The sequence below is a fragment of the Dietzia sp. DQ12-76 genome (assembly GCF_014145045.1).
In the GTDB taxonomy this organism is placed as follows: Bacteria; Actinomycetota; Actinomycetes; order Mycobacteriales; family Mycobacteriaceae; genus Dietzia.
Genome location: NZ_JAALDV010000381.1, coordinates 1 through 10,454, shown reverse-complemented (window position 1 = coordinate 10,454; position 10,454 = coordinate 1). Strand labels below are relative to the sequence as shown.

Annotated in this window: 8 protein-coding genes, 1 other RNA gene and 2 pseudogenes; 3 read left to right on the top strand and 8 right to left on the bottom strand. The window is 70.8% G+C overall.

The genetic code is table 11. The features are described 5' to 3' along the window. Positions 1 to 351, bottom strand: a pseudogene (locus G6019_RS12895) (bifunctional [glutamine synthetase] adenylyltransferase/[glutamine synthetase]-adenylyl-L-tyrosine phosphorylase); the annotation flags it as partial. 37 nt (positions 352 to 388) lie between these two features. Then, positions 389 to 1,729 carry a type I glutamate--ammonia ligase gene (glnA, locus tag G6019_RS12890; protein WP_107756167.1) on the bottom strand — a complete coding sequence of 447 codons (1,341 nt, stop codon included), beginning with the start codon at positions 1,727 to 1,729 and terminating at the stop codon, positions 389 to 391. A gap of 220 nt (positions 1,730 to 1,949) precedes the next feature. On the opposite strand from glnA, the gene panB reads away from it, so the two are divergent. Both panB and pip read left to right on the top strand, forming a co-directional pair. After that, a complete protein-coding gene (gene panB, locus G6019_RS12885) occupies positions 1,950 to 2,813 on the top strand; it encodes a 3-methyl-2-oxobutanoate hydroxymethyltransferase (protein ID WP_182612133.1) in 864 nt (287 codons plus the stop codon). Positions 2,814 to 2,830: 17 nt separating this feature from the next. Next, entirely contained in the window at positions 2,831 to 3,826 is a 996-nt protein-coding gene (gene pip / locus G6019_RS12880) for a prolyl aminopeptidase (RefSeq protein ID WP_107756165.1), read from the top strand. Between the two features lie 34 nt (positions 3,827 to 3,860). Here the strand turns inward: pip and G6019_RS12875 are convergent, their stop codons facing one another. Continuing rightward, positions 3,861 to 4,679: an SDR family NAD(P)-dependent oxidoreductase gene (locus G6019_RS12875; RefSeq protein ID WP_107758043.1), complete on the bottom strand. Its 819-nt coding sequence runs from the start codon at positions 4,677 to 4,679 to the stop codon at positions 3,861 to 3,863. A 65-nt stretch (positions 4,680 to 4,744) separates the two neighbouring features. After that, entirely contained in the window at positions 4,745 to 6,253 is a 1,509-nt protein-coding gene (locus tag G6019_RS12870; RefSeq protein ID WP_107756164.1) for a flavin-containing monooxygenase, read from the bottom strand. A gap of 152 nt (positions 6,254 to 6,405) precedes the next feature. On the opposite strand from G6019_RS12870, the gene G6019_RS12865 reads away from it, so the two are divergent. Then, on the top strand, positions 6,406 to 8,076 hold the full coding sequence (locus tag G6019_RS12865) for a CYTH and CHAD domain-containing protein (RefSeq protein WP_182612132.1): 1,671 nt from the start codon (positions 6,406 to 6,408) through the stop codon (positions 8,074 to 8,076). A gap of 11 nt (positions 8,077 to 8,087) precedes the next feature. On the opposite strand, the gene G6019_RS12860 is transcribed toward G6019_RS12865, so the two are convergent. From G6019_RS12860 to G6019_RS12845, 4 genes and pseudogenes are all read right to left on the bottom strand, one after another. After that, a complete protein-coding gene (locus tag G6019_RS12860) occupies positions 8,088 to 8,261 on the bottom strand; it encodes an SPOR domain-containing protein (protein WP_156607149.1) in 174 nt (57 codons plus the stop codon). 204 nt (positions 8,262 to 8,465) lie between these two features. Then, positions 8,466 to 8,894: RNase P RNA component class A (rnpB, locus tag G6019_RS12855), an RNA gene on the bottom strand. Positions 8,895 to 8,909: 15 nt separating this feature from the next. Further along, positions 8,910 to 9,545: pseudogene (locus G6019_RS12850) on the bottom strand (histidine phosphatase family protein); the annotation flags it as partial. Positions 9,546 to 9,553: 8 nt separating this feature from the next. Continuing rightward, positions 9,554 to 10,285, bottom strand: a complete 732-nt coding sequence (locus G6019_RS12845) for a zinc ribbon domain-containing protein (protein ID WP_107756161.1) — start codon at positions 10,283 to 10,285, stop codon at positions 9,554 to 9,556. Positions 10,286 to 10,454: the final 169 nt, after the last annotated feature.

The window sequence follows — 10,454 nt, the reverse complement described above, 5'->3', positions numbered from 1 at the left end:
GGTGGGCTGCGCGACCAGATGGTCCCCCAGTGCGCTGGACGCGCCGAGCAGTCCCAGCAGGCGTCCCCGCAACGGGAGGTCGGACCGCAGCGCCGAGTCCAACCCCGCTACGCCGGTGTCGTCGCCACCGCCCGCAGCCGGTCCCCCGCCCGACGATTCGGCCGCCAGTGCCTCCCGCAGCCGCACCAGCGTCCCCAGGGCGAGATCCGGGTCGGGTGCGCGCGAGAGCGCCCACATCAGCGGTGTGGCGTCCTCGTCGGTCCAACCCAGGTAGTGCAACCAGTCCCCGGCGCGCGCATCGAGCAGTCCCAGCCTGCCCGGGCTGGGCACCCTGGACCGCGAGGAGTCCATACTCACCGGGACCGTCCGATCAGTGCGCTGGGTGATCTCACAGCGCGAGGTAGCTACGGAGCTCGTACGGGGTCACCTCGTTGCGGTACTCCCGCCATTCCCGACGCTTGTTGCGCAGGAAGAACTCGAACACGTGCTCGCCGAGTGCCTCGGCGACGAGCTCGGACTCCTCCATCGCGTCGAGGGCCTGCTCGAGGCTCCCCGGAAGGTCGGTGTACCCCATCGCCCGTCGTTCACGCCGGCTCATGGTCCACACGTCGTCCTCGGATTCCGGGGGCAGCTCGTATCCGTCCTGGACGCCCTTGATCCCGGCGGCGATCATCACGGCGTACGCGAGGTACGGGTTGCACGCCGAGTCCGGGCTGCGGACCTCGATCCGACGGGAGGACGCCTTGTTGGGCGTGTACATCGGAACGCGCACGAGCGCCGAGCGGTTGGCACGACCCCAGGTGGCGGCGGTGGGGGCCTCGCCGCCGCCGATGAGCCGCTTGTACGAGTTGACCCACTGGTTGGTGACGGCCGAGAACTCCGGGGCGTGACGCAGGATCCCGGCGACGAACGACTTCGCGGTGGTGGACAGCTGGTACTCGTCGTCCGCGTCGTGGAACGCGTTGGAGTCACCCTCGAACAGGCTCATGTGGGTGTGCATGGCCGACCCCGGGTGGTCACGGAGGGGCTTGGGCATGAACGACGCCCACACCCCGTTGTTCATGGCCACCTCCTTGACGATGTAGCGGAAGGTCATGATGTTGTCCGCCATGCTCAGCGCGTCCGCATACCGCAGGTCGATCTCCTGCTGCCCCGGCGCACCCTCGTGATGGGAGAACTCCACGGAGATGCCCATCGCCTCCAGCGCCTCGATCGCGTGCCGCCGGAAGTGCGGAGCCGAATCGTGCACCGCCTGGTCGAAGTAGCCGCCGTTGTCCGAGGGGACGGGCTCGGCCCCGTTGGTGTCGAGGCTCTTGAACAGGAAGAACTCGATCTCGGGATGCACGTAGCAGGAGAAGCCGAGATCGGCCGCCTTGTTGAGCTGCCGGCGCAGGACGTGGCGCGGATCCGCCCAACTGGGGCTGCCGTCGGGGTTGAAGACGTCGCAGAAGATGCGCGCCGAGTGCTGGGCGCCGTCGGCATGCGCCCACGGCAGGACCTGGAACGTCGACGGATCCGGCTTGGCGATGGTGTCCGCCTCCGAGACCCGCGAGAACCCCTCGATGGCGGAGCCGTCGAAGCCGATCCCCTCCCCGAACGCCCCCTCGAGTTCTGCGGGTGCCACGGCCACTGACTTCAAGGTCCCGAGAACGTCGGTGAACCAGAGCCGGACGAACCGGATGTCGCGCTCTTCCAAGGTCCTGAGAACGTACTCCTGCTGGCGGTTCATGGGGTCCAACCTAGTGCCTGTCGTGTTACGGGCGTGTGACATCGGGCCCCCGACACGCCCACCGACCCCTCCCCGCGCCGTGCGGCCCCGGCCCAGGGACCCACGCCCCCGGGGTCGTGGCAGACTCATCGGCGACGGCGACGACCGTCACCGCCCCCTGTCCACCCGGGGACCGGCCCTCCTGCCGGCCTCGAGGTCACTGTAGGAAGGCCACACCGCCATGAGCGACAACCCAGACAACCCGGTCTACGGCTCCGGTGGTGCACCGGACGCGGGACCCCGGGGGCTGACGCGGGTGACCAGGATCCACCACCTCGCCGAACTGAAGGCCGCGGGGGAACCCTGGCCCATGCTCACCGCCTACGACTACGTCTCCGCGCGTCTGTTCCAGGAGGCCGGGATCCCGGTCCTGCTGGTCGGGGATTCGGCGGCCAACGTGGTCTACGGGTACGACACCACGGTCCCCGTGACCGAGGACGAGATGATCCCTCTGGTCCGCGCGGTCACCCGGGGAGCCCCGAAGGCGCTCGTCGTGGCCGATCTCGTTTTCGGCAGCTACGAGACCTCCCCGGCTCAGGCGGTGTCCGCCGCCACGCGGATGATGAAGGAGGGCGGCGCCCAGGCCGTCAAACTGGAGGGCGGCGTCCGGATGGCCCCGCAGATCCGGGCGATCGTGGACGCCGGGATCCCCGTGATGGCCCACATCGGCTTCACCCCCCAGTCGGTCAACGGCCTCGGCGGCTTCCGAGTCCAGGGACGCGGGGACGCCGCTGACGCACTGCGGGCCGACGCCCGCGCCGTGCAGGAGGCAGGAGCCTTCTCCGTCGTCATGGAGATGGTCCCCGCCGACCTCGCCCGGGAGGTCACCACCGAGTTGGACATCGCCACGGTCGGCATCGGCGCCGGGAACGGCTGCGACGCCCAGGTGCTGGTGTGGCAGGACATGGCCGGACACGGCACCGGGCGGACGGCGAAATTCGTCAAGCGTTACGCGCAGCTCGCCGACACGCTGCGCGACGCCGCCCGGGAGTACGGCGAGGAGGTCCGCGCCCGCGCGTTCCCCGGACCCGAGCACTCCTTCTGACGGCGCGGTCAGCCCCGATGACCCCACAGACCACGCTCCGCACCCCGTACCCGCGTATCGCGCCGTACGAGACCGGCATGCTCGACGTGGGCGACGGTCAGGGCCTGTACTGGGAGTGCTCGGGCAATCCCGACGGCGCCCCGGTGCTGTTCGTCCACGGCGGCCCCGGAGGCGGGACCACGCCGGAGCATCGCCGGATGTTCGACCCGGAGTCCTACCGGATCATCCTGGTGGACCAGCGGGGCTGCGGACGGAGCACTCCGCACGTCGCGGACGGGGCGGACCTCGCCGTCAACACCACGTGGCATCTCACGGCCGACCTCGAACGCCTGCGTGAGGCGCTGGGGATCGACCGCTGGCTGGTGTTCGGGGGATCGTGGGGGACGACGCTGGCGCTGGCCTACGCCCAGCAGCATCCCGATCGCGTCCGCGGCCTGGTGCTCCGCGGGATCTTCCTGTGCCGACCGTCGGAGATCGACTGGTTCTACCGGGGCGGCGCCGCCCACCTGTTCCCCGACGCCTGGGAGGGCTACCTGGCGCCACTCGTCGCCGCCGAGGGCGCCGAGACGGTCCATCGGGACGGCTTCGACCACGTGGCCGCCTACCACCGCCTCCTACACTGCGGTGATCCGGCAATCGAGATCGCCGCCGCGCACGCGTGGACGACGTGGGAGACCACCACCTCCACCCTGCTCCCCCGGCCTCCCGCCGCGGACGGCGACGAGGCGGACCGGTTCGCCCTGGCCTTCGCCCGCATCGAGAACCACTACTTCGTCAACGATGCGTTCCTCGGCGGGCGGGCCATCCTGGACCGGATGGACCGGGTCGCGCATCTGCCGGCCGTGATCGTCCACGGCCGCTACGACGTGGTCTGCCCGGTCGCCAACGCCTGGGAACTGCATGCGGCCTGGCCGGGCTCCGAGTTGCACATCGTCCCCGACGCCGGGCACGCGATGGCCGAGCCCGGCACCACCCATCACCTGCTCGAGGCGACCGACCGCTTCCGGCCCTGAGCCCCACGCCCGGCTCGGCGAGGGCTTTCGGGGATCAGACGACCCCGAAACGGCGCGAGGCGGCGACCGTGGCCTTCTGGTACCCCGACGGGAAGAGTCGGACCATCGCGTCGATCACGTACGCGTCGGGGCCCACCAACACACGGGCTCGGCGCCGCTCGACCGCGTCGAGGATCACCCGCGCGGCTGTCGTCGCCTCCGTCCGTGCGAACTTGGAGTCGAAGATCGCGGCGAAGGTCGCGCTGTCCAGACCCTCGGCCGCGCCGGCGCTCCTGGCGACCGCGGTCTTTATGCCACCGGGGTGGACACAGGTGACGTCCACGGGCTGGCCACCGGCGAGCATCTCCATCCGCAGCGATTCGGTGAACTGCTGCACCGCCGCCTTGGCCGCGTTGTAGGCGTTCTGTGTGGGCACCGAGAGGATCGCGAAGATGCTGGAGATGTTGACGATGTGTCCGTCCCCGGAGGCGATGAGGTGCGGCAGGAACTCCTTGGTGCCGTGGACGACCCCCCAGTAGTCCACGTCCATCACGCGGGCGATGTCCTTGTACCCGGACTGCGCGACCGACCCGGTGAACGCGATCCCGGCGTTGTTGACGACGAGGTGGACCACGCCGAACTGCTCGACCACGCGGCCCGCGTACTCGGCGACGGCGGCCTGCTCGGTGACGTCGAGCCGGTCGGAGTGCACCTCCACCGACGATTCCGCTCCGATCAGCCTCACCGTCTCGGCCAGTCCGTCGACGTCCACGTCGCTCAGGGCCAGCCGGGCCCCCCGCCGCGCCGCCTCCCGCGCGAGCTCACGGCCGATGCCGGAGCCGGCCCCGGTGATGACGACGACCTTGCCGTCCATCTGCCAGCGGGGACGGCGGGAGGTCAGGCCACCCAGGGCGCCGAGCACCCTGGTGATCGGCGCGCTCACCGGAGCGCCTCCTGCCCGGTGGGCACGGCGGCGGTTCGGTCGACCTCGGTCCGGCGGTAGGCGCTCACATCGAACTCCCTCGTCTGGTTGCGGAAGGTGAAGGTGAAATCGGGCCACACGGCCGGGGCGTTGCCCTTGGCGTCCAGGTACCAGCTCTTGCAGCCGGTCAGCCAGACCGTCTTGCCGGTGTTCTCGCGCAGCTCACGGTTGTACGCGTTCTGGACCGCCGCTCGGACGTCGACCGTCTGCAGGCCGCGGTCGCGCATGGCGCGGATCGCGTCCACGAGGTAGTTCAGTTGGGACTCGATCATGTAGATGATCGACGAGTGACCGAGGCCCGTCGCGGGACCCATGAGGACGAACATGTTGGGGTATCCGGCGACGGTGGTGCCCTTATAGGCCTCCATCCCCTCGCTCGCCCAGGTGTCCGCGAGGGTTCGTCCCGCCGAGTCGCGGACGCGCTCGAAGAACGGCGAGTCCGTGACGTGGAACCCGGTGGCCACCACCAGCACGTCCGCCGGGTGCTCCGCGCCGTCGGAGGTGACGATCCCGGTCTCTGTCACCCGGCTGATGGGCGTGGTCACCACGTCGACGTTCCGGCGACCGAGCGCCCGGTACCAGGTGTTGGACAGCAGGATCCGCTTGCACCCGATCTCGAAGTGCGGGGTCAGAGCGGCCCGCAGCTCGGGGTCGCGCACCGACATCGCGAGGTGCGCGCGCCCGAGCGCCTTGATCGGGGCGAGGGCGGCCCGGGTCCGGGTCAGTCCCACGACCTGGAGCTCACGGCTCGCGTACTGCAGGCCCCGGACCGCGCGCTGCAGACCGGGGACCCTGCGGTAGAGGGCGCGCTCGAACCCCGGGTACTTCCGGTCGATGCGGGGCAGCACCCAGGGCGCGGTGCGTTGGTAGACGTCCAGGTGCTCGACGGCCGGGGCGATGGACGGCACCACCTGGATCGCGGAGGCTCCGGTGCCGATCACCGCGACGCGCCGACCCGCCAGGGGGACCGAGTGGTCCCAGCGGGCAGTGTGGAAGACGGGGCCCGCGAAGTCGTCGATACCGTCGATCTCCGGGAGCTTGGGCTCGCACAGCGCACCGACGCCCAGGACCAGCACTCGCGCGTCGTACTCCCCCGCCGTGGTGCTCACCGTCCACCGGCCGCGGTTCTCGTCGTACTGCGCCGAGGTGACGTCGACGCCGAACCTGATCTTGTCCCGGACCCCGTGGTCGTGCGTGACGCGACGGATGTAGTCGTAGATCTCGCCCTGGGGGGAGAACGCCCGCGACCACTCCGGGTTGAGGGCGAAGGAATACGAGTACAGGTGGGATGGCACATCGCACGCCGCCCCCGGATAGGAGTTGTCGCGCCAGGTGCCACCCACGTCCTGGCCCCGCTCGACCACGATGAGGTCGTCTACCCCCTCCTCGGTGAGTCTGATGGCCGCCCCGAGTCCGGAGAATCCGGCCCCCACGACGAGGACGTCGACTCGTGTCGTCTGATCCACTTCTTCTCCCCACGGCGAGCATGTGATCGGAACCACTGCGATCTTACCCGCAAGTAAGTCCGAGCCGGCACGGGACGTCGACAAATGGTGGGTGGCGGCCCGGTCGCGACGCACCGGACCCGATGTTCACCCGGGCCTGATACAACCAGTCCATGACGATCAGCGAGACGGTGGAGATCGAGAGCAAGTTCGAGGTCGACCCCGACACCCCGATCCCCGCCGCGGACGCCTTCGCCCCCCTGCTCGCGGACGACCCCGTCGTGCACGAACTCTCGGCCACGTACTACGACACCGCCGACCTCAGCCTCACCCGCCACAAGGTCACCCTCAGACGCCGTACCGGCGGCGACGATTCCGGCTGGCACCTCAAGCTCCCCTCCGAGGCCGGACGGGTGGAGCTGCGGCTCCCGCTCGACCACGGCGACGACGTTCCGGCCGAACTCGTGGCCGCGGTGGCAGGGCTGGTCCGCCGCCGACCGCTCGCGCCCGTGGCCCGCGTGAACAACAGGAGACATGTGATGCTCCTGCGCGATCCCGACGGAGCCGCCGTCGTGGAGTTCTGCGACGACCGCGTCTCGACGCAGTCGTTCGCCACCGGGAACGCGGACGGGGACTGGCGGGAATGGGAGGTGGAACTGGTCGATCCGTCCCGGCCCGGAGCGAGGGGCCATCTCGACACCGTCGCCACCGCGTGCACCTCCGCCGGGGCCACGACCTCGTCGTCGTCGTCCAAACTCGCCCGCGCCCTCGGCCCCCTCCCCTCGCCGGACGACGCGGGCGTCTCCGCGGTGAGGGACGCCCTGCGGGAGGACCTCGACAAGGTACTCGACCACGATCCCGCCGCCCGGCGCGTCACCATGGTGGGCGTTCACCAGATGCGCGTGGCGGTCCGTGGCCTGCGCAGCACCATCAGCTCGTTCGCCGAGGAGCTCGAGGCGGAGACCGAGGGCACGGAGATCGACCTGGCCGACCTGCTCGACGAGCTCAAGGTTCTCGCCGCGGTCCTGGGTAAGGTCCGCGACATCCAGGTGGTCGACCAGCGGCTCGGAGGGCTGGCCGCCGAGTACCCGGACGACGTCGTGAGCCCGCTGACCAGGCAGCGACTGAGCGACGAGCTCGCTTCCGAGGAGCGACGTGCCGGCGCGCGGGTGACGGAGGCGTTGGGGTCCGACCGCTACCTCGCCCTGCTCGACCGGCTGCACCTGCTCGTCGACGTCGCCGGCACCGGCTCGGGTGGCCGCTCCGGCACCGACTCGGGCTCCGGATCGGGGCCCCGTTCCGGGGACACCGCGCCGACCTCGAAGAAGCGCAGGCGCGAGGCCCAGGACATGGTCCTGCGAGGAGTCGACCGACAGTTCGCCAAGTTCACCAAGGCCCGCACCCGCACCGAGCGCGACCTCGACTCGCTCGAGCTGACCCTGGCCCAACGCGAGGAACTGACCCACGTGGTCCGTAAGCGCGCCAAGGCACTGCGGCGCAACGTCGGCGCCCTCCGGGAGTCGGACGGACTGACCGTCGCGCCGCTGCGCACCGCGTGCCAGCGACTGCACACCGTGCTCGGCGACGTCCAGGACAGCGTGACCGCCCGGATGTGGATCCGGCGGATCGCCAGGCGGGCGGAGTCCGCGGGCGAGCCGACCTTCGGTTTCGGCGTGCTCTTCGAGCACGAGCGCGGCTTCTCCGAGCGCGCGCTGGCCGGGTTCGAGAGCGATGCGGCCACCGTCACCGCCGCCTACCGAGAGCTGTCGGAATCCCGGCGCGCGGCGCGGCGGAGGAAGACGACGAACAAGAAGAAGAAGAAGAAGAAGGGCACCGGCACGTAGCGCCGCCCTTCTCAGTCCTTCTCGTCCTCTGCGTCCCACGCCTCGTTGCGGGCCTTCGCCTTGTCCAGCGCGGCCTCGGCCTCGCCGCGGGTGGCGTAAGGGCCCATGCGGTTGTCCCAGTTGGTCACCTTGCCCTGCAACGCCTGGCCCGTGCCGATGTCGTAGTACCACTGTTCTTCCGACATGACGGGCCTCCTGGGATCGTCCGGTGATCTGCCGACCCGTCCGACTCTACCCGGGGTTGCGACCCGGCTGGCTCCGTCTCACCGACTTGCGCGCCCACTTCGGCTCGCGCGGCGGATTCGCCCGGGGATTCCGGCGATGCGCGTGCGGAATGGACCCGAGACGCCGCGCAAGCCCAGCGAGGCGCGCACACGTCAAGATCGAGGCGAACGAGCCGGCCTGTAAGCCGGATCCTGTGCCCCTCCGCGGACGGAGAGGCGACGACCATCCATCTGGGCACACCGTCACCGGGTACCTCGAGCGGTCCACCCGCGGACTCGGGCGAGCAGCCCTCTCGTGCATCTCTGCACTCCATCCGCGCAGCCGCACCGCGGGCGGTGCGGCCTTCGACCTTGCTCCGGGTGGGGTTTACCTAGCCGCCCCGGTCACCCGGGGCGCTGGTGCGCTCTTACCGCACCGTTTCACCCTTACCGCGCTCGCGGGCGCGGCGGTCTGTTTTCTGTGGCACTGTCCCGCGGGTCACCCCGGGTTGCCGTTAACAACCACCCTGCTCTGTGGAGTCCGGACTTTCCTCGGACCGGGGCCTGCCACCTGGTGGCGCCGGTTCCCCTGCCCGCGGCCGTCCGGCCGACTCGTTCGCCCTGGCGAGTCTAGTCGAGGTGCGAGGTGTCGTTGACCAGGTGCACCGACGTGGGACCGTCGGGATAGAACCGCACGTCGGACACCGAGGCCAGGTCCAGGTGGAGCCGGAATAGCAGCTCGTCGCCGGCGTCGAGGGCCGCCCTGATCGCGAGCTTGATGGGCGTGACGTGACTGACCACGGCCACCACGCCGCCCGGGTTCTCGGAGACGATCCGGCGCAGTCCCCGCTCGACCCGGGCGCGGACCACGGCGAAGCTCTCGCCCCCGGGGGGCGGCACGGCGGTGTCAGACATCCAGCGTGAGTGCAGAGCGGGGTCCTGCTCCGCGGCCTCGGAGAAGGTCAGACCCTCCCAGAGTCCGAAATCCGTCTCGATGAGGTCGTCCTCGACAACCAGCGGGACTCCCGTCGCCTCGGCGGCCCGCTCGGCGGTCCCCAGGCACCGGCGCAGCGGGGAGGAGACGACCGCCGAGAGCCCGGGGAGGCGGGCCAACCGCTCTGCGGTGCGCTCGGCCTGGAGCACGCCCAGCTCTGTGAGGTCGGGGTCACCCTGTCCGGAGTACCGGCGGTCCACCGAGAGCGGGGTCTGACCGTGACGGGCCAGCACGATCCGGGTGGGGCTCCCGGCCGCGCCCGTCCAGCCGGGACCCCCGCTCACGAGTTGGCAGTGCGGACGACGATCACGCCGCACTCCGGGCAGGTCAGGACGTCGTCGGCGGGTGCCGTACGGAACGCCGACACGGTGGTGCGGTCGAGATCGATCGCGCAGGCCGAGCACCGGCCGCCGTTGAGGATCGCCGCACCCACGCCGGCCTGCTGTGCACTACGGGTATAGAGGTCGAGTAGGTCCGCGGGGAGGTCCTCCGCCTGGCGGGCCCGCTCGGCGGTCGTGGCGGTGACGGAGTCCTCGAGGTGGGCGAGTGCCGTGTCGCGGACGGTGGTGGCCATTCCGAGGCGGGCGTCCAGGTCGGTGATGATCGCGCCGGAGTGGCGGACGTCGGCGTCCACCGCCTCGTGGCGCTCGGTCAGCTCGGAGAGTTCGGCCTCCAGGTTCTCCTGACGACGGTGGAGCGATGCCAGCTCGTACTCGAGCTCGGTGGCCTGCCTGTCGGACAGGCCGCCGGCGGCCAACGCCGCGGAGTCGCTCTCGCGACGCCTCCGCACGGCGTCGAGGTCCGAGCTCAGCTTGGCGATCGCGCGATCCAGGTCCTCCACGTGTATCCGAGCCCGCGCGGCGGACTCCACGGCAGCCCGGCGCTCGGCCTCCAACGTGTCCACGGTGGCCTGCTCCGGGAGGGAGCGCCGACGGTGGTCGAGGGAGCCCAGGCGCAGGTCGAGCTCGGCGAGGTCGACGAGTCGACGCTGGAGGGTGGGATCGGCCTTCATGAGGGCCAAGACTACCGCCCGTCGCCCGCCGTCCCCGACGCCACCGTCCAGGGGTCGGTGCGCAGGTCGCAGACGGTCGCCGCGACCCCGACCCCCTCCTCGAGCAACGCCGCGGCCTGCGCACACCACGGGTACTCGAGTGCCCAGTGCGCCGCGTCCACCAGCGCCG